The 21,139-nt window shown below is 61.3% G+C and carries 20 protein-coding genes and 1 pseudogene; 9 read left to right on the plus strand and 12 right to left on the minus strand.

All coding sequences use genetic code 11. The features are described from left to right. Positions 1–445 precede the first annotated feature (445 nt). Together pnuC and ACMXX3_RS10450 are read right to left on the minus strand one after the other, a co-directional pair. Positions 446–1,312, minus strand: a complete 867-nt coding sequence (pnuC, locus tag ACMXX3_RS10445) for a nicotinamide riboside transporter PnuC (RefSeq protein ID WP_421084648.1) — start codon at positions 1,310–1,312, stop codon at positions 446–448. Positions 1,313–1,342: 30 nt separating this feature from the next. Further along, a complete protein-coding gene (locus tag ACMXX3_RS10450) occupies positions 1,343–2,443 on the minus strand; it encodes an AAA family ATPase (RefSeq protein WP_421084649.1) in 1,101 nt (366 codons plus the stop codon). A gap of 203 nt (positions 2,444–2,646) precedes the next feature. Between ACMXX3_RS10450 and ACMXX3_RS10455 the strand changes: the two genes are divergently transcribed. Continuing rightward, the gene (locus ACMXX3_RS10455; protein WP_421084650.1) at positions 2,647–2,973 is read left to right on the plus strand and encodes a type II toxin-antitoxin system VapB family antitoxin; all 327 of its coding nucleotides are present in this window, start codon (positions 2,647–2,649) and stop codon (positions 2,971–2,973) included. Here the strand turns inward: ACMXX3_RS10455 and ACMXX3_RS10460 are convergent. Continuing rightward, complete coding sequence (locus ACMXX3_RS10460; RefSeq protein ID WP_421084651.1) at positions 2,970–3,638, minus strand: TetR/AcrR family transcriptional regulator; 669 nt, start codon at positions 3,636–3,638, stop codon at positions 2,970–2,972. The genes ACMXX3_RS10455 and ACMXX3_RS10460 overlap by 4 nt on opposite strands. A gap of 217 nt (positions 3,639–3,855) precedes the next feature. Between ACMXX3_RS10460 and ACMXX3_RS10465 the strand changes: the two genes are divergently transcribed. The 4 genes from ACMXX3_RS10465 to ACMXX3_RS10480 all read left to right on the plus strand — a co-directional run bounded on the left by ACMXX3_RS10465 (position 3,856) and on the right by ACMXX3_RS10480 (position 8,504). Then, positions 3,856–4,566: a queuosine precursor transporter gene (locus ACMXX3_RS10465; protein WP_421084652.1), complete on the plus strand. Its 711-nt coding sequence runs from the start codon at positions 3,856–3,858 to the stop codon at positions 4,564–4,566. Between the two features lie 293 nt (positions 4,567–4,859). Beyond that, positions 4,860–6,308, plus strand: coding sequence for an amino acid permease (locus ACMXX3_RS10470; RefSeq protein ID WP_421084653.1), 1,449 nt, complete (start codon positions 4,860–4,862; stop codon positions 6,306–6,308). Positions 6,309–6,507: 199 nt separating this feature from the next. Then, complete coding sequence (locus tag ACMXX3_RS10475) at positions 6,508–7,881, plus strand: amino acid permease (protein ID WP_421084702.1); 1,374 nt, start codon at positions 6,508–6,510, stop codon at positions 7,879–7,881. A gap of 176 nt (positions 7,882–8,057) precedes the next feature. Continuing rightward, positions 8,058–8,504 (plus strand): acyl-CoA thioesterase, encoded by a 447-nt coding sequence (locus ACMXX3_RS10480; protein WP_421084654.1) that lies wholly within the window; start codon positions 8,058–8,060, stop codon positions 8,502–8,504. A gap of 81 nt (positions 8,505–8,585) precedes the next feature. On the opposite strand, the gene ACMXX3_RS10485 is transcribed toward ACMXX3_RS10480, so the two are convergent. From ACMXX3_RS10485 to ACMXX3_RS10505, 5 genes and pseudogenes are all read right to left on the minus strand, one after another. Next, complete coding sequence (locus ACMXX3_RS10485; RefSeq protein ID WP_421084655.1) at positions 8,586–9,074, minus strand: SRPBCC family protein; 489 nt, start codon at positions 9,072–9,074, stop codon at positions 8,586–8,588. 138 nt (positions 9,075–9,212) lie between these two features. Beyond that, positions 9,213–9,899 (minus strand): YjjG family noncanonical pyrimidine nucleotidase, encoded by a 687-nt coding sequence (locus ACMXX3_RS10490; protein ID WP_421084656.1) that lies wholly within the window; start codon positions 9,897–9,899, stop codon positions 9,213–9,215. A 65-nt stretch (positions 9,900–9,964) separates the two neighbouring features. After that, on the minus strand, positions 9,965–10,468 hold the full coding sequence (locus ACMXX3_RS10495) for an SRPBCC family protein (RefSeq protein ID WP_421084657.1): 504 nt from the start codon (positions 10,466–10,468) through the stop codon (positions 9,965–9,967). Between the two features lie 270 nt (positions 10,469–10,738). After that, positions 10,739–12,034 (minus strand): annotated as a pseudogene (tgt, locus tag ACMXX3_RS10500) (tRNA guanosine(34) transglycosylase Tgt); the annotation flags it as partial. Between the two features lie 126 nt (positions 12,035–12,160). Beyond that, the gene (locus tag ACMXX3_RS10505) at positions 12,161–12,580 is read right to left on the minus strand and encodes an organic hydroperoxide resistance protein (RefSeq protein ID WP_421084658.1); all 420 of its coding nucleotides are present in this window, start codon (positions 12,578–12,580) and stop codon (positions 12,161–12,163) included. Between the two features lie 100 nt (positions 12,581–12,680). Here ACMXX3_RS10505 and ACMXX3_RS10510 point away from each other — a divergent pair, with 100 nt between their 5' ends. Both ACMXX3_RS10510 and ACMXX3_RS10515 read left to right on the plus strand, forming a co-directional pair. Then, positions 12,681–13,145 (plus strand): MarR family winged helix-turn-helix transcriptional regulator, encoded by a 465-nt coding sequence (locus ACMXX3_RS10510; RefSeq protein WP_421084659.1) that lies wholly within the window; start codon positions 12,681–12,683, stop codon positions 13,143–13,145. A gap of 9 nt (positions 13,146–13,154) precedes the next feature. Continuing rightward, positions 13,155–13,811, plus strand: a complete 657-nt coding sequence (locus tag ACMXX3_RS10515; RefSeq protein WP_421084660.1) for a hypothetical protein — start codon at positions 13,155–13,157, stop codon at positions 13,809–13,811. Here the strand turns inward: ACMXX3_RS10515 and ACMXX3_RS10520 are convergent. Continuing rightward, entirely contained in the window at positions 13,785–15,032 is a 1,248-nt protein-coding gene (locus ACMXX3_RS10520) for a glycoside hydrolase family 76 protein (RefSeq protein ID WP_421084661.1), read from the minus strand. The genes ACMXX3_RS10515 and ACMXX3_RS10520 overlap by 27 nt on opposite strands. A gap of 209 nt (positions 15,033–15,241) precedes the next feature. Here ACMXX3_RS10520 and ACMXX3_RS10525 point away from each other — a divergent pair, with 209 nt between their 5' ends. Continuing rightward, a complete protein-coding gene (locus ACMXX3_RS10525; protein ID WP_421084662.1) occupies positions 15,242–16,567 on the plus strand; it encodes an MFS transporter in 1,326 nt (441 codons plus the stop codon). 90 nt (positions 16,568–16,657) lie between these two features. Here ACMXX3_RS10525 and ACMXX3_RS10530 read toward each other — a convergent pair whose 3' ends face one another. Continuing rightward, entirely contained in the window at positions 16,658–17,257 is a 600-nt protein-coding gene (locus ACMXX3_RS10530) for an ArsR/SmtB family transcription factor (RefSeq protein ID WP_421084663.1), read from the minus strand. Between the two features lie 91 nt (positions 17,258–17,348). On the opposite strand from ACMXX3_RS10530, the gene ACMXX3_RS10535 reads away from it, so the two are divergent. Next, positions 17,349–18,620, plus strand: coding sequence for an MFS transporter (locus ACMXX3_RS10535; protein ID WP_421084664.1), 1,272 nt, complete (start codon positions 17,349–17,351; stop codon positions 18,618–18,620). On the opposite strand, the gene ACMXX3_RS10540 is transcribed toward ACMXX3_RS10535, so the two are convergent. After that, positions 18,567–19,706 carry a pseudouridine synthase gene (locus ACMXX3_RS10540; RefSeq protein WP_421084665.1) on the minus strand — a complete coding sequence of 380 codons (1,140 nt, stop codon included), beginning with the start codon at positions 19,704–19,706 and terminating at the stop codon, positions 18,567–18,569. The two genes, ACMXX3_RS10535 and ACMXX3_RS10540, sit on opposite strands and share 54 nt — an antisense overlap. 106 nt (positions 19,707–19,812) lie before the next feature. Next, the gene (locus ACMXX3_RS10545) at positions 19,813–21,102 is read right to left on the minus strand and encodes a peptidase T (protein ID WP_421084666.1); all 1,290 of its coding nucleotides are present in this window, start codon (positions 21,100–21,102) and stop codon (positions 19,813–19,815) included. Positions 21,103–21,139: the final 37 nt, after the last annotated feature.

Genomic DNA, 21,139 nt, shown 5'->3' on the forward strand with positions numbered 1-21,139 from the left:
GGGCTCACTTGGTTTAGGTTAGCTTGTGGGGCTAACTTGTGGGGTTGGTTGCCTTGTGTTGATTGGGTTGTGGGGGTGTTGGGGACACACTTTTCTGCCTATAACCCGGTATTCCTCCAGGGCAGATCTAGCCAAGTATCTATGGTTGGAATTCTGAACTCTCTACTGAGGAACTAACAGAGGGCGCCCCGCACTCGCGCTCGCTGCCGACCCTCTCGCCTGGTTCGCTAGCTGGCTCGCAAGCTCGCCAGATTCGCACCGAGATTTATTTTCCTCGCGCGCTCGGAATCTCGGTGCTCATCACTAGCGATTCACGCCCCGCCTTGCGGCGGATTGCGTTCGCTCTTGCGTGCTGTCGCGCCCGCTCACTTCATCCGAGCCAGCAGCTTCGCTGCGAGTGCGGGGCGCCTTCTCTGGGCAGTCTTCTTTGGTTGGTTCTTTAGTTCTAGTCCTGCACCTTGCGGGACAGCTTGGTCCAGTTGTACCAGCCGTAGGCCGAGTTGGCGATAAAGCCCAGGTACATAGCCATAATGGCCATGTTGCCGCCGCCCTCCACCGTTGACCACAGGTAGATCTGCACGGCGTTCAGCACCAGCCAGCCAACCCACTGCTCGCGGAAACGGTAGACCATCAGCACCTGCGAAATTAGGGCAATCACGGTGGTGAAGGCGTCAACATAGGGCTGGTTGGACCCCCAGCCGTTCAACAGCACCCCGTAGCCCCAAGAAGCCGCTGCCAGGAGGGCCAGGACGCCCGCGATAGCGGGTAGGGTCAGGCGGCGGGTCTGCACATCCAGGGCGGTGCCTTGGGCGGCACTAGCCAGGGCGGACGCCGCCCCCTGCCCACCGGCGTCCGCGCCCGTGCTCACCGCGCGGCTACCGGCCAGCTGGCCTGCCCCGTCAAAGGAGGCACCGCCTAGCTCGGGCCGGGTCTTGGCTGCCCGCATGTTCTTGCGCCACATGTAGAGGCCCCAGAACTGGGTGAGCACATAGAAGGCGGCGATAGTAATTTCGCCGATGAAGTAAGCCTGGTAGGCCAGCACCAGGTAGGGCACGTTCTGCACAATGCCGAAGAAGTAGTTCGACAGGCGTCCCTTGCCCACCAGAATCACGCAGACCATGCCCGCAAAGGCGGTGATGAAGCTCAGCCAGCCCTCAAAAGCCACGCTGCTGACTACGACCTGCAGCAGGATCAGGGCGGGGAAGAAAACCTTCTCGAAGGGGCTGTAGCCGGTGAAGAGGTCGGTGTAGGTGGCCTTGGCAAGGCGGGCCAGGGGGTTGGCCGGTACCTGGTTAGTCAGGGGTGTGCTCATGATAATTCTTTCGGTGACAGGGGTAGGAAGTTAGGGGAGGAGACCCTCGATAGCGGCCTTGGCCTGTTCGTAGCGTTCGGCGTAGTTGGCGCCGTCAAGAAGCACAAGGCGGTCGAGCAGACCGGCTGCTTCAACCTCGGCCAGCATGATGCGGGAAATCTCGCTGAGGTAGTCATCGGAGTTATTGGTTTGGGAGCGGAAGCCGTCGAGAGTGTAGCCGGAGGACCCCACCGGCGGGATAAAGAGGATCAAATCCCAGCGGGCCTTGGCAATTAGGGAATCAGCCAGGGGTAGCAGCTTGGCGTAGTCGGACTCGCTCAGTTCGCTGGCGGGGTCAGCGGCGCTCATGGCAGCGTAGGCCTTGGTGACCATGGCGTCGGTGTCCATGAGGGTCAGACCCCGATTGCCGGGGTTGTCGATAGTCTCCCGGTTGAGGTTGAACTGGCCGGTCAGGACGTTCTGGTAGTCCAGCAGGTCATAGTCCTCATCGCGGATATTGGCCTCGACCTGGTAGATTCGGGCGTACTCGTAGGAGTAGGGGGCGTTGTAGAGCTTGCCGAGGTCCTCTACCAGGGTGGTTTTGCCGCCCGAGGCAGCCCCCATCACCAGGACGTTGCGGGTAAAGAAACGGCGGAAGGGCGGGGCGATAAGGTCCCAGTGGGCCAGCGGGTTTTCCCGGATGTCCGGTTCGGACGCCGCCAGCTGGCAGGGTGCCAGGCGGGCGGGAAGCTGCCCGTCGGCGTCCTGATTTCCTGCCCGAAAGCGGGAGGTGTGCTCTTCATCGAGCAGGTAGAGGCGGCGCTCAGCACCCGCTGTCACATGGGTAGCCCAGAAGCCATCCAGGGCGGCGTCCCAGGCTTCGGGGCTGGTGAGATCGGTTTCATCGAGGGAATCGACAATAACGAGGGGATCGTTCTTAAAGTGCTCAGACACATAGCGGTAGCGCTTGGTGTGCTTCATGCCTGCCTGCTCACCGGCGTCCTGCTGGGAACCGGCGACAATTACCAGGGTGCCACCGGGGTTCTCTTTCTTGGCGCGTAGAATCTGGTCGATATGGCCGCGGTGCAGGGGAGCGAAGCTGCCCACCACGAGCCCCACATGGGAGCCGGTGAGCTGTTTTTTGTAAAGCATGGTGTCCTTGGGCTGGGGCGGGCCGGTAGCCTGCGCATAGCCACGATTAAACACCCGAAGAACCACCAAAGCAAATAAGGTCAATATGACTCTAAGTAATAGAGTGTCACGAATGTGACCGGCACCATGTGAGAGTGCCAGGGGGCTACCTCGATAGACAAACCTAGTGGGAGCAAGCTGCCACCCGGCGTAGAATAGAAGCCATGATTTTCAAAGGAGTCGGCGACACCCGCCCCTACCCAGACCACGGGCTCACCCAGCGCACCTGGGGCTCCATCGCCCCCTCTCAAGTCCGGCTAGACCGCCTCATCACCACCCAGAAAAATCTCAACCTCGAAACCCTCCTGGCCGAAGACTCCACCTTCTACGGTGACCTCTTCCCGCACGTCGTCCGCTACCGGGGTGAGCTCTACCTTGAAGACGGCGTGCACCGCGCCCTGCGTACCGCCCTACAGCGCCGCGCCGTCATGTACGCTCGTGTGCTCGACCTGGACTCCCTAGCCCCCTCACTCCTGGAGTCAGGAAACTAGGAGGCTGCTACCAGGTGCAGGTCCGGGGTTCCGTCCAGGCGCACGGGGCGTCCGCTCTCATCAAAACGAGCCCCCAGGCCCATCTGAATAAAACGAATGGTGCTCTCAATGTGGCGCTCGCGGGCTTCAATGCTGCTGGCCTCATCGGTGCGGTCAGCGCTGGATGAGAGGGAGCCGTGTACGAGCTGGGCTAGCTCGCGAATATCGTTCTCGGGTATGTAGCCGCGTTCAATGGCAGCGGAAAGAATCCCCGCTAGGACCATCTGCAGTTCGCGCACATGGTCGCCCAGCTTGGCAAAAGCCTCGGGGGAGAGGACCGACCGCATAGCGGGGCCGGGGGGCATGTGGCGGCGGGAAAGGTCCTCAATCTGTAGGCGCACATAGACAGCCAACTGGTCGATAGGATTCTCCACCCCTGCCAGGGCCTCGCGCAGTTCAGTGAGGAAGCGCTCGGTCTCATCCAGGGCGTAGGCAATGAGAAGTTCGCCCATGTCGGCAAAGTAGTTATAGACAGCGGTGCGGCCGATTCCGGCGGTTTTAGCCACATGGGTCATGGTAAGACCGGGTAAGCCGCGCTCATAGAGCAGGCGGCCGAAAGAGTCGAGGATAGCGCGTTTGGTGTTCTCACGCTGGGCGGCATTGGTGGCGGCAGTAATTCGAGGCATACTGACACCCTACCGCTATCTGTCACCAAAACCTATTTTTTGCCACAAAACCCAGCAAACTGTCAGCAAAATCTTTCATTAACCCACCCGCGGACGCCCCTGCGCCCTACCACACACCCGACAGCCCGTGCGATGCCGCCCAAAAATCGGTAAGCTAGGGGGCGCCCAGGTGGCAGGTGGGCACCATTCAAACCGATACTCAACCCAGGGGATAACTGTGTCTACACCCACCAGCAGCTCACCGACGTCCACCCATCAGACCACCGCCGATACCGGCTTTGCCCGCCCCGCCCGCACCTACTACGACCTGCTTCTGGCAGCTACCTGCGTGGTCTTCATCCTCTCCAACATCGGGGCAACTAAGGGCGTGACCTTCGGGTCTATCATCACCGATGGGGGTTTCTTCCTCTTCCCGCTGGCCTATGTGCTGGGCGATATTATCAGCGAGGTCTACGGGTTCAAACTAGCCCGCCGCGCTATTATCACCAGCTTCGTTGCCGCCGCAGCTGCCGCAGCTAGCTTCTGGATCCTCATTGCCCTACCCGCCGCCGACTTCTACGAGGGTCAGGCCGCCCTGGAAACCGTCCTGGGCCCCGTACCCCAGATTCTGGCAGGCTCCCTGCTGGGCTTTTTGACCGGCCAGCTGCTCAACTCCTGGGTGCTGGTGAAACTTAAGGAAAAAACCGGCGGCCGCCACCTCTGGGGCCGACTCATGGGCTCCACCCTGGTCGGCGAGCTGGCTGACACCCTCATCTTCTGCGCTATCGCCGCCCCCATTATTGGAATTACAAGTTTCGGCGACTTCCTCAACTATGTCATCGTCGGTTACATCTACAAGTGTGCCCTTGAGTTCCTCCTGCTGCCCATCACCTACCCCGTCATCGGCTGGTTCAAGCGCAAGGAACCCACCTATAACCCGGCCCGCTAGGGCTAGTGTCTACCAGACTCGCGCAGTGCCCACCTGCGTCGTAAGCATTGCGAGAGTCTCGTAGACAGTCAAGGGGGCGGACGTTCGCCGCCGCCGACGTCCGCGCGTCCGGCAGAGGCCCACCGACGTCCGCCCACGCACGGGCAACCAAGGAACCTGCACCCCTCCCCAAGCCGGTGAGCTGAATCTCACCCCATAATGGTGAGCACGAAGCCCGCACACACCCGCGGCAAACCGGTAAACTTTCGGTTCATTGTCACCACACACTCCTGAACAGAAGGGGAGGGGAAAACTTGGCTCAAACCAACACCACACCGTCCGAGCAAGGCAACCTCAGCCGCCAACTCTCGCACGGCCAACTCACCATGATTGCCCTCGGCCTGGCCGTCGGCACCGGCCTCTTTCTAGGCTCCGGCCCCGCTATCGCCATCGCAGGGCCAGCCGTCATCATCTCCTACGCCATTGGCTCCCTCATCGCCGCTATCATCGGTGCCTGTGCCGGTGAAATGGCCGTCCGCTACCCCGTCCGTGGCGGCTTCGGCACCATCGCCGGAAAATTCATCAGCCCCTACGCCGGCTACCTCACCCGCTGGGCCTACTGGATGACCACCGTCACCCTGGCAGGTGCTGAGGTTGTAGCAGTGGGTGCCTACATGGCCTACTGGTACCCCAACGTCCCCCTCTGGATCTGGGTTCTGATTGCAGGCGTCTCTATCCTCGTTCTCAACCTCACCAGCGTTAAATCCTTCGGTATCGTCGAGTTCTTCCTCTCCTCTATCAAGGTCAGCGCCGTCGTCCTCTTCATCATCTTCGGCCTGGCCCTGGTCTTCTTCGGTCTGCCCGGCCAGGGGGCTACCGGCGTCTCCAACCTCACCGCCCACGGCGGCTTCCTGCCCAATGGCGTCTCCTCTATCTGGATCGCCCTGGCTGTTGTCATGTTCTCCTTCGGCGGTATCGAGCTGATCTCCATCTCAGCTGCAGAAGCCAAGGACCCGGTGCGCTCCGTCCGCTCCTCCGCCAAGGCCATGATGTGGCGTCTGGCCACCTTCTATGTGCTCTCCCTCTTCATCGTGGTCGCCATCATCCCCTGGACCACCGCCAGCACCCTGGGCAAAGAAATCGAAGGTTCCCCCTTCGTCATGGTCTTCACCGAACTGGGCATTCCCTACATCGGTGGAATCACCAACTTCATCCTGATGTCAGCGGCCCTTTCCGGCGCTAACGCCGCCCTCTACGCAGCCACCCGCCTGCTCCACGCCCTCGGCCACGAGCGCATGGCCCCCAAGGTTCTCGCCCGTACCAGCGGCTCCGGTATCCCTGCCCTGGCCCTGGCGGTCTCCTCCCTGGGTGCCGTCGTCGCCATGATCATGGCTATCTCAGGTGTCGGCGGAATCTTCGGCTACATGATGGCCCTGGTGACCGTCTGCGTGCTGGTGGTCTGGTCTATGATTCTGATCTCCTACATGGCCTACAAGAAGGCCGAAGGGGACGCCTCCCCCTTCCGCGTCTTTGGCGGCTCAGCCACCGCTGCTGTCGGCCTGGCAGGTGTGATCGCAACCTTCATCGCCATGTTCTTCGCCGGTGGATCCATGATCCCCTCCGTCCTGGTCGGCCTGGGCTTCTTCGCCCTGATTACCGTCGTCTACTTCGCCGGAGTGAACAAGAACGTCCAGGCCTCGGATGATGCTTTCGACGAGGTCCGTGCCGTCACCTCACAGATTCCCTCTGTAGAAAAACGCTAACCGGCCTCCCGCAGGCGGTGCCTGCCTACCGGTCATATTCCGGACGAGCCCGTCTCATCTCCCAGCCCCAGGGCAGGGGAGTGGGGCAGGCTCGTCCTAATATTTAAAACACAACACATCACTAACAGTTAGGTTCACCGTGGCCACCACCAGACCCCAGGGCGCCCACCAGCTTCAACGCTCCCTTACCCACAGCCAAATGACCATGATTGTGCTCGGCTCTGCCCTGGGCACCGGCCTCTTCCTGGGCTCATCAGGGGCTATTGCTCTGGCCGGGCCCGCCGTGATCCTGGCCTACGCTATTGGCTCCCTTGTTGCTGCCATTATTGCCGCCTCCACCGGCGAAATGGCCGTGCGCTACCCCGTGCGCGGCGGCTTTGGCTCTATCGCTGGCCGCTACCTGGGGCCCTACGCGGGCTATCTGACCCGCTGGGCCTACTGGACCGTCACCGCTATCATCACCGGCATTGAACTCGTCGCTGTGGCCACCTACCTGCAGTACTGGTGGCCTTCCCTGCCCCTCTGGGTGGGAATCGTCCTCTTTGGGGCGGTTATTATTCTGCTGAATATCCGCTCTGTTAAATACTTTGGCACCATGGAGTTCTTCCTCTCCTCCATCAAGGTCATTGCCCTGCTGCTCTTCGTGCTCGTTGGCCTGGCCCTGGTCTTTGTGGGCTTCCCCGGCCACCCGGCCACCGGCGTCGCCAACCTCACCAACGACGGCGGCTTCATGCCTACCGGTTTCAACGGGGTTTGGCTCTCTTTGGCTGTTGTGATGTTCTCCTTCGGTGGTATCGAAATGCTCTCCATTTCAGCGGCTGAAGCCAAGGATCCGGTGCGCTCCGTCCGTGCCTCCACCAAGGCCAATATGTGGCGCCTAGCGACCATCTATGTGGTGGCCCTCTTTATTGTGGTATCGATTATTCCCTGGCAGTCAGCTGCCCAGCTGGACGGCTCCGTTGAGGCCTCCCCCTTCGTTCTGGTCTTTTCAGAAATCGGGGTGCCGGCCATTGCAGGGATTACTAACTTCATCATCCTGGTGGCTGCCCTTTCGGCTGCTAACGCCAACCTCTATGCCGGTACCCGCCTGTTGCATTCTTTGGCGAGTGAAAAAATGGCCCCTAAGCCCCTCTCCTTGGTGAGTAACGGGGGTATTCCGGTGCGGGCCATGTGGGCCTCAACGTCGGGCGTTGTGCTGGCGATTTTGCTGGCTGTTTTCCAGCCCGGCCAGGCTTTTGGGCTGATGATGACCCTGACTATGGTCTGCGCCCTGACCGTCTGGGTGCTGATTCTGCTGGCCTACATCGCCTTCAAGGGGGTTGAGGGGAACTCCTCGGCTTTCCGTATGTGGGGCGGACGGGCCACTGCCGGGCTGGGCGTGATGATTTTGCTGGCTATCTGGGCGGCCCTCTTTGCCCGAACCGGCAACGCTCTTCCTGCGGCCATGGGTATTGCCTACTTCTTCATTCTGACTATGGTCTATTTTGGGGTGGTCAAGCGGGTGCATACCGGGCATGAGGACGCTTTTGCGGAGGCGGACGCCGCCGTGGCCGGTGGGCAGGGAAAAAGTTAAGTCCCAGAAAAGTTGCAATTGAGAATCATTATCATATAGACTGGGAAGCGAACTAAGTTTTATCTCTGCGTTCAATGTCTGTGTGTAAAAGGGAACCCCGCCGGTGAAGAGGATTCACGGCGGGGTTCTCTGTATCTAGGGGCAGCAGGGCGGCCCCAGGGGGTAAAGTAGCAGACATGCAGACCACCAAAACCCACACCCTCCAGATTCCCCTGCGCTGGGGTGACATGGACGCCTACGGGCACGTTAATAACGTGACCATGATGCAGATCCTGGAAGAAGCCCGGGTGGCCCTCTTTGGCCCCCCACCCTCGTCCGGCGAACCTGCCTCGGTGGACGTCCCCCTGCCCCTTTTTGCCAGCCTTCCCGCAGGAACCCAGGCCCTGGTCGCTGAAAACTATGTCAAATACCGCAGCCCCCTGGCCTACCGCGGAGTGCCGGTACGGGTGGATATGCAGGTTAGTAAGGTAACGGCAGCTTCGCTGGTTGTTGGCTACGAACTGTACGACCCGGTGACCGGCGTCCACTGCGTCTCAGCCAGTACCACCCTGGCCTTCTTCAACGTTGAGACCGGCTCCCTGGTGCGCCTGAGCGCCGAGCAACGGGAGCAGCTGGCGGCCTAGAGCGTAGATACCCTTTAAAAAGTGCGCGTGCCCTCCACTTGTGGCAGGGCACGCGCACTTTTTATATGGCGCCTAGGTTTTTTAGGCTGCGAGGACGCGGTTGAGCTTGTTGAAAGAGGACTTCCAGCCAGCTACTGACATTTCGTGCATGGCTGGGTCGAGAGGGCCCTGGGTGATAGTGACCCGGGTGGTGGACTCGTCAATCTTCTCGAAGGCGGTGCGGTTGAGGAAGTAAGAACCGGCTTCCATGCCGTGGGCCTCAGCCAGCTCCTCACCGATAGCCTCATAGCCCTCAATCAGCTCACCGGGCACCAGCTTGTGGAAGGTGCCGTTGACGGGGGAGGTGAACTCGGGATTCTCTTCGCTGACCATGACGAACTTCTGGGTACCGCCCTCGCGCACGTCAATCTCAACGGTATCCAGGGGCACGGTGAAGCCCTCGGGGCCAAACCACTGGGGCATGAGCTCCGCTGAGGTGAAGGCCTCGTAAAGGGCCTCGGGGGTGGCCTCAAAATCGTGGGTAAAGGTCAGGACCTGCTCAGGGGCAATGGTGCCAAAATCAAAGTTCATGGTGTTTTCCTTAGGTGGGAGTGACGGGGTGGATACCCCTAGGCGAATAAGAGGGCCGGACGTCGCAGCGCCCCTTCCCTGCCCTGGGGTAGGGTAGCGGGGGTGCGACGTCCTGAGCTTTATAGTGTAGGGGAAATTTTAGGGCAGAAGTTCCGCTAACTCTGCGTAGCTTGAGAAAGTATAGGTCGGCTGCAGCTGGCTGGGGCTAGGTGCTCCACTCGGGTTGTACCAGGCTGTATCTATGCCAGCGTTGACGCCACCTTGGATATCGGCCGTGAGGCTATCACCAATCATGAGAGCCTGCGACGGAGAAAAAGCCGTAATAAGCTCCGATACCCGGTGATAAAAGGCAGGCTCTGGCTTTTGGGTTCCCATCTGCTCCGAGATAAAGACCTTTTTGAAATACGGGCCAATGGGTGAGCGGCGAAGCCGGTTTTCCTGAATGTACGTAATGCCGTTGGTCGCGGCATAAATCTCGTAGCCACGGTCGGTGAGGGTAGCAAGAAGTTGCTCAGCTCCAGGGAAAGTGTGCCCCTGCATACCTATCATTTCCTGGTAGCGAAGAGCTAGAGCTGCCCCGTCTTCATCGCGACCCAACTCGGTAAACGTGCGAGAAAAACGGGTGTTGACGAGTTCCGACTTGGTCAGCAGACCTTTCTCAAGATCTTTCCACATCTGCTGGTTGATCGTACGGTACACGGTTTTAGCCTCGGCTACGTCTGCTACCTGCATTGACTCCATGAACTGGGTGAGAGCGATGTCCTCAGCAGCAGAGAAGTCAAGCAGGGTGTGGTCGAGGTCGAAGAGCAGGAATTTATACTTCACGGTTGAGAATCCCCTTTCATGGGGAATCTCCCCTGGGTGTAGTGGTGGTGCCGGCGTGCCGGGTTTTATGCCTGCTTGAGCAGTTCAGCCAGCTTACTGAAAGAGCCCTGCCAGGAGGCCAGGGTCTGCTCGTGCACACCGGCGGGCAGGGGGCCCTGGGTGAGCTTCAGAATGGTGCCTTCGCCGACTCCGTCCTCGGTCACCGCGGTGCCCGCCTCGAACTCAAGGCGCAGGCCAATCAGGGTGTCTGAGGGCTGGCCGGACGGGGTGGGCAGGGCCTCCCGGTACTCGATCGTGTGGGGCTCAGCCAGGGTCACAAACCGCATGTACATGGGGGCCTGGAACTTAGCCTGATCCTTGTGGCGCATGACGAACTGCTTGCGGCCGCCAATCACCGGTTCCAGGGTCAGGGTGGAGGGAATGATCTTCCAGTCGGCAGGGCCAAACCACTTGATGAAAAGCGTGGGGTTGGTGAAAGCCTCAAAGACCTGCTGCGGGGTCGCCGCGAACTCGTGGCGGTAGGTGAGGGTTTCCTCGGGCTTGAGGTCGTCAATCTTAAAGTCGTTCATATTCTACTTTTCGTCGCTGGTGGTCTCGGTTGTATCGGCCTGGTGTGCTTCTGTCCGCGCGGACGTGCCCGCCCCGGCTCCCTGACCCTGGGCAGGGGAGGGGGTGGTAGCGTCCTGACCCTGGGCAGCCTGCTCAGCTGCCCGGCGGGCCTCGGCCTCAGCCTTGGCCTTCATGTTGGCCTCCCAGCGGGCCTGGGCAGCAGCTGCCCGCTCGGCGTCCTTGGCGGCCTTACGGGCGGCAGCTTCTTCCTGGGCCTTTTGCTGGGCAACCTTCTTGGCGTAGTACTTACCCAAGAACTCGTCGCGGTAGTCGAAATATTCCCCGGAGTCGATAGCCGCGCGGGCGTCGTCCACCATCTTCACAATAAAGCGCTCATTGTGAATCGAGGCCAGGGTTGCCGAGAGGCGCTCGTCGGCCTTGAAGAGGTGGTGCAGGTAGGCGCGGGTGTAGTTGGTGCAGGTGTAGCAGTCGCAGCCCTCGAAGATGGGGGAGAAGTCGGTGCGGTAGCGGGCGTTGGTCAGGTTGAAGCGGCCATCGGGGGTGTAAACGGCCGCGTTACGGGCCACGCGGGTGGGGGAGACACAGTCGAAGGTATCAACACCGTTTTCGATGCCGGTGAAGATGTCGTCGGGCTCCGAAATGCCCAGCAGGTGGCGGGGCTTGTTCTCGGGTAGCTCCTCGTTGCACCAGCGCACAATAGTGCCCAGGTTTTCCTTTTCCAGTGCCCCGCCCAGGCCGAAACCGTCAAAGGGCATGGCGCCCAAATCTCGGCAGGCCTTGCGGCGCAAATCCTCGTACTGGGCCCCTTGAATCACGCCAAAAAGGGCCTGGTAGGGTTTGCCTACCCGCTCAGCGGTCAGGCGCTGGTGCTCAGCAATACAGCGCAGAGCCCACAGGCGGGTGCGCTCTAGCGCCTCTTCCTGGTAGGCACGGGAGTTGTAGAGGGTGGTCAGCTCATCGAAGGCAAACATGATGTCAGCGCCAATCTGGTGCTGCACCTGCATGGATACCTCGGGGGTGAAACGGTGAATGTCGCCGTTGATGTGGGACTTAAAGTTGACCCCGTCATCGTCCACATGGGCCATACGTTCCTTGCCGGCTGCCACGTCGTCGTCGCCGATGGGGCGGCCGTCCGCGCCGGTAGCTCCAGCTACGGTGCCCATATCAATCACCTTTTTGAAACCCGAGCCCAGGCTCATGACCTGGAAACCCCCGGAGTCAGTGAAAGTAGGGCCGTCCCAGTTCATGAACTTGCCCAGACCGCCTGCGGCGTCGAGGACGTCCGGCCCCGGCTGCAGGTAAAGGTGGTAGGCGTTGGCCAGCAGGGCCTGGGCGCCCAGGTCTTTCATGGCCTCGGGCAGCACAGCCTTGACGGTTGCCTTGGTGCCCACCGGGGTGAAGGCGGGGGTGGCAATGTCGCCGTGGGGGGTGTGAATGACACCGGTGCGGCCCTGGAAGGCCCCGCCGTTGGCGTCCACCTGCTTGCCGGTGGGCTGGGCGGTATCGGTCAGACGCTTGCCCAGTTCAAAAGAAAAAGTGGGATCAGAAAATTCGGTATTGAGCACGGGAACAAGTCTACCGGGTGAGAGTTGGCCGCGAAGTGCGGGGTTTCCTTCGAACTGCTGTTCTTCCTACCGCAGTTCGAAGGAAACCCCGCAGTTCACGATTACTTTCGACGCAGGGGTGCGAGCCTAGTCGTCGGAGACGGTGACGGTCACGGGGATGTTGCCGCGGGTGGCGTTGGAGTAGGGGCAGACCTGGTGGGCTGCGTCGGCCAGGGCCTGGGCCTCGTCCTGGGGTAGCTCGGGGATGATGACCTCAAGCTCAACAGCCAGGCCAAAGCCCTCGCCCTGCTTGCCGATGGAGACCTTAGCGCCAACGGAGGAGCCTTCAACGTTCTTCTTCTGCATGCGGGCAACCATCTGCAGGGCAGAGTGGAAGCAGGCTGCGTAGCCGGAGGCAAAGAGCTGCTCGGGGTTCAGCCCCTTGCCGGAGCCGCCCATCTCAACGGGAATGGCGAGATCGGCGTCAAAAGCGCCGTCAATGGTGCGGACGTGGCCGTTGCGACCTTCGCCGGTGGCCAGGGCTTCGGTGGTGTAGAGGGGTTCCATGGGGTTTCCTTTCCTTGGGTTCTAATTAAATTGTACACAATCTAATTGTGTACAACTAGATTTTTCGCTGGTAATTTGCCCACAACCTATACTGGGTGGAATGAACCAAGACAGCAGCCTCGCCCTCGATAACCAGCTCTGTTTCTCCCTCTACCGCTCCAGCCGGGCTATCACCCGCGCCTACCAGCAGCACCTGGGGGAGTTGGGGCTCACTTACCCCCAGTACCTGGTCATGCTGGTCATGTGGGAGAACCCCGATGGTTTGGGTATGAAAGAACTGGCCGCCCGCCTTGACCTCGACAGCGGCACCCTCACCCCGCTCATCAAACGCTTGATTGACCACGGCCTGCTCACCAAAACCCGTGACGCCCGCGACGAACGTCGTACCCTGCTCAGCCTCACCCCTGCCGGGCAAGAGATGAAAGGACGCGCCGAGTCTGTCCCCGGGGCCATCTACGCCGCCTGCGCGGTCGAGGGGCTCGACATCCTGGCCCTCAAAGCCGAGCTCGACGCCCTGGCCGAGCACCTGGCCGAAAGGCCTCCGCAGGTCGGCAGAATCCAGTAGATTAGGGGTATGGTTCTTGCGCGTCTCAAAACCCGCCCCCTTCTCACCTGCACCCTTCTTGTTGTGTGCATAGCGGTCGCTTCGCTACTGAGCAATATCACCACCGACGCCCAGCTTTCGGGTCAAGCTGAGACCATTACCTACCTACGGAAAGTGGTGAGCAAGTTCCTCAACTCAGGCACCCTCTGGGCAGCCCTGGGGTTCTATGCGGGCTGGCTGTGGTCTGGCAGTAAGACGCGCCCCGCCCCTCTCTGGGTGCCTGTGGTCGCTGCGGTGGCGGCGTCCTTAGGGGCCCTAGCAGGGCACTACGCCCTGGGGAACCTACTGGGCATTATGGAACCCAGCATCTGGATCGAGAACTATCACTGGTTTATTGCCGCCGTCATCATATCGGGGCCGCTAGGCTGGGTAGGCGCCAGATCCGCGCAGGACGACCGCACAGGGAAGCTCCTGCGCTATCTGGTTCCCGGGGGCGCTATAGCAGAACCCCTGGCCACCGGCATGTTCTGGTACCCGGCAGGGTTCAGCTTCCCGGCCTCTGAGGTTGCCTCAAGCTACACCGTGGGCTTGCTGCTGATCCTTCTAGGCTTGCTGGGATCTTGGGGCGTCTACCGCGCGAATAAGACGACAACGCCCGTCCTAGACAACCCGCGTCGCCGCTTCTAGCACCATCCAGGCCTGGAGCTGGGTTGAGAGATCAACCGGCTGGGCAGGCTTGAGTACCTCAGAAATATGCCGGGTGACATCGGGTGAAAAGAGGGCAACAGCCTCACCACGAATCTCGTTGGGGTCAATGCCGAGCTCATTCATGGGCAAATCAGGGTCAAACTCGCGGCGGCCAGCCCAGAAAACCTCAGCGGTGGCAAGGACGAGCTGACGCGCCTGCTCCCGCACGCCCTGTGACAGGGCCGGGTGGGTAGCTACCTCTGCCAGGTAGCGCACCAAAATACCGGTAAAAAGCCCGCCGTCCCCGCCGCCTTGGGTGCGTAGAAGACGCAAGGGGGTGCCGTCCTCAGCTTCAAAATCCCAGCCAAACTCCCGGTCAATACCGGCTAGAACCTCGGCGATATGCTCAGCCGGATTAACCGTCAGCCCCTCAACTGCGCCAGCGTCCAGCAGCGCCAGATAGGCTCCCAGAACAGGCCCCTGGTTATAGGTGTAAAGGCCGCCTTCCACCGAAGAAATCTCGGCGCGATTCCCGCGTCCGGCCACCTTGACCCCGTCCAGGTAAAGGCCGCGCTCTGCGTCAAAAAGATGAGCGTGCAACCAGTTCAGCAGGGCTGCTGCCTCGGCATACCGGTGGGCTCGCGCGAAAGCCAAGGCAATGGGGGCGGTTGCCGGGGTGTTCTTAAAATCGTGGTCCTTGGACCAGAAGGCACCTCCACCCACCTCCGGGGTGCAGGCAGCTGCCAGCTCCCGGTAGAGCCGGGTGGCGGCGTCCTGGGCGAAAGCGTCCCCGCTACCCTCCACCGCGAGCGCCAGCCGGTTGAGGCGCTCGCAGGCTAAGGTCAGCCAGGCCATGTCGTCGTAGTAGTTGTTGATGAAGGTGCCCATATTCCGCACCTGGATCCCGCGCAGCAGGGCCCGTCCCTGGCGTAGGGAGGCTGCTGCGGCGTCATCGTGACCTGCGGTTTTCTGGCGGAGGCCGGCGTCTACGATAGCGTCGAGGAAGTGGGCCTGCCACCAGTAGTGCCATTCGTGGGTGCGGTGGCGGCGTTTGCGGGTTTCGGGGTGGAGGACGCGGCCCAGGAGAGTCCCGGGGAATTGGGCGGTTTTGCGTCCGAAGAGTCGCAGGGTGGAGTGCCGGGCGGTTTCGGCGCGGGCGGCTAGGTCAGGCCGGGTGGGGGCTGAGGGCGGGACGGACGCTTGCTGGGGGGAGGCGGGCACGGGTGGGCCTTTCGGTGGTGGGGTGGGCTTCTTCCAGTGTACCCACGGCGAATGTGCCACTTATTCCCGAGCGGGGCAGCCTAACCCCCACGCTCGGGAGTAAGTGGCACCTTCGGGGGGCAGGGGGTATCGGGCGGAACCATGACCCCCAACCAGCGTGAAGGGGTGGCACCTTCGGGCACTGGGGTTATCGGCTAGAGTTGGTGCTTATGCACACCTCTTCTTCCACCGGGCGGGTTTCTGCTGTCTGGGTTTATTTGTCTTCTGCTGCCCTGTCGATGCTGGGCAATTCTATTGCCGGTATTGTCTGGCCCTGGCTGGTGCTAGAGCGCACCGGTAACCCGGCTGCTGCCGGTATCGTGGCGGCTGCAATTGCGGTGCCGTCGCTGGTTTTTGCCTATTTTGGGGGCAACCTGGTCGATAGTCTGGGCCGGAAACCGGTGTCGGTGATTTCGGATATCATTTCGGGCCTGTCGGTGGTGGCCGTGATTGCGGTTGATATGGTCTTTGGGCTGACGCTGAGCTGGTTCATCATCATCGGTATTTTGGGTGCGGTGGGTGATATTCCCGGTATGAGCGCCCGGGCTGCCCTGGTCGGCGATGTTGCTGAAACCTCGGGTAAGAAGGTCGCCCAGATTTCTGGCTGGAATCAGGCTTTGAGCGGGGTGAGTTTCTTGGTCGGCCCCGCTGCAGCCGGTGTGCTGATGACGGCCCTGCCCATTGAGCAGGTCCTGTGGATTACGGCCGGTTGCTCCCTGATTGCTGCTGCCCTGACCGCTTGCTTGCGCCTGCAGAAGGCAGGCGCGGACGTCCTTGCTGAAGGTAAGGACGCCCCCGCCCAGCCGGGTGCGGACGGGCAAGCCGACGCCCCGGCGTCCTCCCCTGAAGCCCCTACTGAGGATCCCTTCAAGGGGATTGCCGGCTGGAAGAAGGCCCTGGGCTACCCGGTGATTCGTCTGCTGGCCCTGGATTCCCTGCTGGCTATGGCCCTGGTGATGCCCTACCTGATGGTGCTTCTGCCTGCCCACTTCCAGGGGATTGATCAGCCGGGCCTGTATGGGGCGTCCATGTCTGCCTTTGCGGTGGGCATGATGGTCACCAGTATTGTGGCGGGGAAGATTGTGCCCTTCCCCCGCCGGGCCTGGGTTCTGGGCATGATCTTCTATACCCTGGGCTTTTTCTGCATGGCCCTGTTGGAGACCTCCTGGCTGGCCATTGTGGGTATGGGTGTTTCCGGTTTGGGCGGGGGTATTATGAGCCCCTTGCAGACCCTGCTGGTGACCGAGAGTGTGCCCGAGCAGATTCGGGGCCGATCCTTCTCTATCTTTATGGCTATTAGCCAGGTGGCCGGGCCGATTGGCCTGGTGGTGACCTCGGCGGTGCTGGCTTTTGTGACGATTTATCAGGTGGCCTGGGCACTCGCTGGCCTCTGGCTACTGGTGGCTATCTACCTGGTGGTGCGCGGTCTGCAGCTGCTGCCGGCTAGGAGCGCTGAGTCGGTGGTGGAGGTAGGTTCTGTGTCTGCTGCTGAGTAGCGTCAGAGCGTCTGCGCCGAATGTGCCACTTATTCCCGAACGGGGGCAGTCTAACCCCCACACTCGGGAGTAAGTGGCACATTCGGTGGCTCATTGTTCCCCGGCTGGTGGGGGAGCGCTGGTTGAGGCTAGGGAGAGTAGGAAGTCGTAGCTCTGAGTGTTGGCGGTTTGTTTCCCTTGGGTCTCGTAGCTGTCGATGAGGTTAGAGATTTTTTGTCTCAGTTCTTCGGCCTGCTCAGGGGTGAGCTGTAGCTGAGAGACCAGTAGGGCTGAACCTTTGGCAGGTACTAGTAGAGGTTGGTCTATGCTGGCGGAATTGAGTGCCAGCTGCCAGGTGCTTTTGGCGTGGTCAAGCTGGGCATTGATGAGCCCTAGGGAGAGGGAAGCGTCCTCGATGGTTGCTGTTTGGGCGTCGAGGGTAAAGCCCTCGCGGGTGGTGAGCTGCCAGACTCTGTCGCGTTTGTCGCGGGCTTGCTCGGGGGCTTCGGTGATAATGCCACCTTTGGCAAGGGCGCGCAGGTGGTAGCTGAGGGCGTTAGGGGGCAGGTCTAATTCGCGGGCTAGGTCGGTGGCGCGGGCGTAGGTAAGCCTAGCTAGGGTGGTGACGATGCGGACGCGGACGGGGTGGGCCAAGGTCCGCATTTGAGTTCGGACGGTGGTGGGTTTGGGAGGTTGCTCCGGTGTTGTCATGGGGTCAGTCTAGGAAACATTGGGTGTTTCCTCAAAAATTATTGCGCAATATATATTGCGCAATAATTCTTGCTTAAGTTAGGGTGTGGCTATGACATTGCATACTTCATCCCTCTGGCGCAACCGCGAGTACCGCCTCTGGTTCAGCGGTGACCTCTTCCTTGACCTGGGCACCAGCATAGGCACCTTCGCTTTCCCTCTGATTACCCTGGCGGTTACCGGCTCACCAACGACAGCCGGAACAGTCGCTCTTTTCCAGGGGCTGGGGCAGATTATGGGAACCCTGCCCGGCGGTGTCCTTACAGACCGACACGACCGGCGTAGGCTTAGAATTCTTTCCTGTTTCCTAGGTATCTTGGCTCAGATTATTTTCCTTGCCCTCCTGTTGACCGGCACCGCCACCGTCGGCACCCTCAGCGCCTTGGCTCTGGGAGACCGACTCCGCTCATCTCTACTGGCAGAAGCCTCCAACGCCATGATTAAAGAGGTGGTACCCGAAGCAGACCTTCCTCAGGCAATCGCTATCAATCAGGGGAGGGACGCCGCCGTCGGCCTAGGCGGTGGCCCCGCCGGCGGCGCTCTCTTGGCCATCGGTCTCGCCTACCCGCCCCTGGCTCAGCTTCTAGGTCAGATTATCTCTCTAGCTACCACCTGTGCCATGACAGGTAGCTACGCGCCGCAGGGTGCTAAGCCTTCTCGATTCTCCGCCCGTAGCGCCCTTAACGATTTCCTAGAAGGAGGTGCCTGGCTATTCCAACGTCGCTTACTTGTCGTTTTGGCCTGCGCTATTTGCCTGCTGAACTTCAGCATTAGCGGGACCCTCATGACCCTCACCCTCAGCTACACCCAAACCGGAATAAGTCCCGTCGCTCTAGGTGCTGTGATGGCTACGGTCTCAGCCTCCATGATGGTCGGAGCTCTTTGTGCAGGCTATCTTGTTCAGAAACTCCCCACCGGGCGCGTCCTTATCGTCGGTTTCCTAACCTTTACCATCTGTCTGGGGCTGCTTCCCTGGCTCCCCGGAATCGGCTGGGTAGGTTTCACGTTAGCTCTCGCCGTCCTTGTCATACCAACCCTCAATGCCGGCCTTTTGGGCTTTTTAACCCTCATTACTCCCAACGACATCTTGGGGCGGGTTCAGTCCCTCATTGGTTTCGTGGCTGTCGGCCTTGCTTCCTTGGCCCCGGCGCTTGCTGGATGGGGCCTGGGCCTAGCTGGCCCTTCCGCTACTGCAATTTTCTTTACGATCACCTGCTTCTGCGCCACCCTCGTGGTAATGAGCAGCCGTGACCTCATAGCACTACCTGCCTCAGAGCAATGGTCTAACTTCGCCCGTAGCAGGAACCTGTTCGACGAGCCGTAGGCTCCGCCCGCTTCGCACTGTCACTACATCCCCGGTGAAGGGGTGGGGGAAGGTCAGTGACCTGGCCAGCAGCTGCAGGGGTAGGGCGGGTTCGTCCTCGGCTATGGGCAGGACGGCCGGGTAGACCACGTCCCCCACAATCGGGGCCCCGGCTGCAGCCAGGTGCACCCGCAACTGGTGGGTCTTGCCGGTATGCGGCTCCAAAAGATAGTGGGCCAGGGGCGTGCCCGCCGGCGGAAGAGCCAGGGCCGGGTTGGCCTCAGAGATCGGGGGCAGGACGCCGTCCGCCACCTCAAAAACCCTCAGGCAGGTAATACGCGACTGGGCATTCAGCCCCTCAAAGGAGGCCCCTGATCGGCGGCGCTCGCGTCGCTCCGCCTTGGTCTCAACCGGCAGGGGGCCGGTATCACCGGGCAGGAGCTCAATCCCGGTATGGGCTACCTGCATAGCCCCGTGCTGGTTATCAATGCGCGAGCGCACCGTCAGGCTTTGCCCCACCTCCAGCCCGGTGATAGGGGCTGCAACCGCCTCGTAGGTCTTGGTGGGTTCGCGCCGCTGGAACATGGTTTGAAAAGGGGCGCGGGCCTCTGGGGTCTTGGCAAAGAGGACGACCCCGGCGGTGGCCCGATCCAGGCGGTGAATCGGAATGAGATCGGGGTTGTTCTCCCGCACCCGCAGCTGGGTCAGAGACGTGTGGGCTACAAAGGAGCCGTTCGGGGTGGTGGGCAGGAAGTGGGGCTTATCGATGGCCAGCACCCACTCGTCCTCGTAGAGCACCGGCATGTCAAAGGGAACCGGCTTTTCAAGGCCAAGTTCCCGGTAGTACCAGATTTTCTGCCCGGTCAAGGGCGCGTCGGGGGCAACGTCCTGCCCGTCGGCGTCCTTTACCTCTTTGCGTTCAAAGCGGGAGGTAAACAGGGTGCGCTCGTGGGGGTAGAAGCGGGCCACCAGGTAGTCCAGCACCGTGGCCGCCCCTAGGGTGTCGTCTTCGGGGTTGGCTGCGTCAGGCAGTACGAAGGAGACGGCGTCAATCCCCTGGCGCTGGGGCAGGGGCTTAGGGGCAAGGTGGCGGTTGATTCGGCGCATGGGCTCTATTATTCCAGGACGGCGGGGCGGGCAGGTTCCCTTTCACAGGCATATTTCTGCCGGGGTAGGCACCGCCGTAGCCACCTGTCCCGTGGCCCTAGTGACCCTACTGCCCCGTGTTTGCCCGCATGAGTTCGTCCACCACCCGGTAGCTGGCTTCGAAGGCCGGCAGGGGCAGGAACTCGCAGTTGGAGTGGAAGTTGTGGGCCCCGGTGAAGAAGTTGGGGGTGTAGATCCCTTGGGTGGAGAGGTAGGAGCCGTCGGTGCCCCCGCGCATGGCCAGGTTAATGGGTTCAATGCCGAGTTGGGCGAAGGCTGCCCGTAGCCGGTCGGAGGCGATGCGGGTTTCGTCGGTGGCGGCGTCCTCAAGGTTGCTGTAGATATCTGAGATTTCTAAGCGGACGGACGCCCGCGGGTTGGCTTCTGCCGTCCGCTCAGCTAGGTCGCGCAGGAAGGCCTTTTTGGCCTCGTAGCCTGCCCGGTTGTGGTCGCGGATGCTGATGTCGACGGTAGCGGTCGCCTGGTTGCCGTCGATACCGTTGACCCAGAGGTAGCCTTCGCGCCCCTCGGTGTGTTCGGGGGTTTGGGCGCGGTCGAGCTGGGCTATGAAGTCGTGGGCGACCAGGATGGGGTTGAGCAGCACGCCCTTGGCGCTCATGGGGTGGGCGGTGACGCCCTCAATGTGCAGGCGGGCGTGGCCTGCGTTGAAGGTGGCTTCAACGAGTTCGCCGAGTTCGCAGCAGTCGAGGGTGTAGGCGTAGGCGACGGGGAAGCGGGCCAGGTCCATGGTGCGCACGCCCAGCAGGCCGATTTCTTCGTCGGGTACGAAGGAGAGGTAGATGTCGGGGTGGGGGCTCCCTGTGCCGGCGGCGTCGTCAGCGAGGAGGCGGGTGGCCGCTTCCATGACGGAGGCAACCCCGGCCTTATCGTCTGCTCCTAGCACGCTGGTACCGTCAGTGACGAGGATCCGCTGGCCGGTGTAACGGGTAATTTCGGGGTGGTCGGCCTCGCGGAGCCAGATGTCTTGCCCCTCGTTGAGGCAGATATCCCCGCCGGTGTAGTCGATGACGCGGGCGTGCACATCGGGTGAGAGGTTGACGTCGACGGTGTCGAGGTGGGTGCAGAAGCCGATGGGGACGCCGGTTCCGCCGTCGGTTGCGGGAATGCGGGCGGTGAGGACGCAGGTGTCGCTGAGGTGTACTTCGGAGGCGCCAGCTACCTGAAGTTCGGCTTCGAGCAGGCGGGCAAGTTCCCACTGGCCTTCGCTGGTGGGCACTACCGACGCTGAGGCGTCCGACTGGCTGGAAATTGATGAGTAGCGCAGAAAGCGGGTAGCCAGGGCCTCCTGCAGGTCTGTGTCGGGGGTGTAAGCGGGGGTAAAAGTGGTGGTGCTCATAGCCACCAGTCTACCGAGGGCAGACCTACCCAAAATA

Source organism: Rothia nasimurium, from assembly GCF_049068285.1.
Classification (GTDB): Bacteria; Actinomycetota; Actinomycetes; order Actinomycetales; family Micrococcaceae; genus Rothia; species Rothia nasimurium_I.

What these genes read in the sequence shown, in the direction of transcription:
- ACMXX3_RS10510 (WP_421084659.1), top strand. Translation starts at nt 12,681, where the DNA reads ATGAACCAAGACAGCAGCCTCGCCCTCGATAACCAGCTCTGTTTCTCC.
- ACMXX3_RS10530 (WP_421084663.1), bottom strand. Translation starts at nt 17,257, where the DNA reads ATGACAACACCGGAGCAACCTCCCAAACCCACCACCGTCCGAACTCAA.
- ACMXX3_RS10450 (WP_421084649.1), bottom strand. Translation starts at nt 2,443, where the DNA reads ATGCTTTACAAAAAACAGCTCACCGGCTCCCATGTGGGGCTCGTGGTG.
- ACMXX3_RS10495 (WP_421084657.1), bottom strand. Translation starts at nt 10,468, where the DNA reads ATGAACGACTTTAAGATTGACGACCTCAAGCCCGAGGAAACCCTCACC.
- ACMXX3_RS10505 (WP_421084658.1), bottom strand. Translation starts at nt 12,580, where the DNA reads ATGGAACCCCTCTACACCACCGAAGCCCTGGCCACCGGCGAAGGTCGC.
- ACMXX3_RS10540 (WP_421084665.1), bottom strand. Translation starts at nt 19,706, where the DNA reads ATGCGCCGAATCAACCGCCACCTTGCCCCTAAGCCCCTGCCCCAGCGC.
- ACMXX3_RS10480 (WP_421084654.1), top strand. Translation starts at nt 8,058, where the DNA reads ATGCAGACCACCAAAACCCACACCCTCCAGATTCCCCTGCGCTGGGGT.
- ACMXX3_RS10485 (WP_421084655.1), bottom strand. Translation starts at nt 9,074, where the DNA reads ATGAACTTTGATTTTGGCACCATTGCCCCTGAGCAGGTCCTGACCTTT.
- ACMXX3_RS10525 (WP_421084662.1), top strand. Translation starts at nt 15,242, where the DNA reads ATGCACACCTCTTCTTCCACCGGGCGGGTTTCTGCTGTCTGGGTTTAT.
- ACMXX3_RS10455 (WP_421084650.1), top strand. Translation starts at nt 2,647, where the DNA reads ATGATTTTCAAAGGAGTCGGCGACACCCGCCCCTACCCAGACCACGGG.
- ACMXX3_RS10545 (WP_421084666.1), bottom strand. Translation starts at nt 21,102, where the DNA reads ATGAGCACCACCACTTTTACCCCCGCTTACACCCCCGACACAGACCTG.
- ACMXX3_RS10475 (WP_421084702.1), top strand. Translation starts at nt 6,508, where the DNA reads ATGACCATGATTGTGCTCGGCTCTGCCCTGGGCACCGGCCTCTTCCTG.
- ACMXX3_RS10460 (WP_421084651.1), bottom strand. Translation starts at nt 3,638, where the DNA reads ATGCCTCGAATTACTGCCGCCACCAATGCCGCCCAGCGTGAGAACACC.
- ACMXX3_RS10515 (WP_421084660.1), top strand. Translation starts at nt 13,155, where the DNA reads ATGGTTCTTGCGCGTCTCAAAACCCGCCCCCTTCTCACCTGCACCCTT.
- ACMXX3_RS10535 (WP_421084664.1), top strand. Translation starts at nt 17,349, where the DNA reads ATGACATTGCATACTTCATCCCTCTGGCGCAACCGCGAGTACCGCCTC.
- pnuC (WP_421084648.1), bottom strand. Translation starts at nt 1,312, where the DNA reads ATGAGCACACCCCTGACTAACCAGGTACCGGCCAACCCCCTGGCCCGC.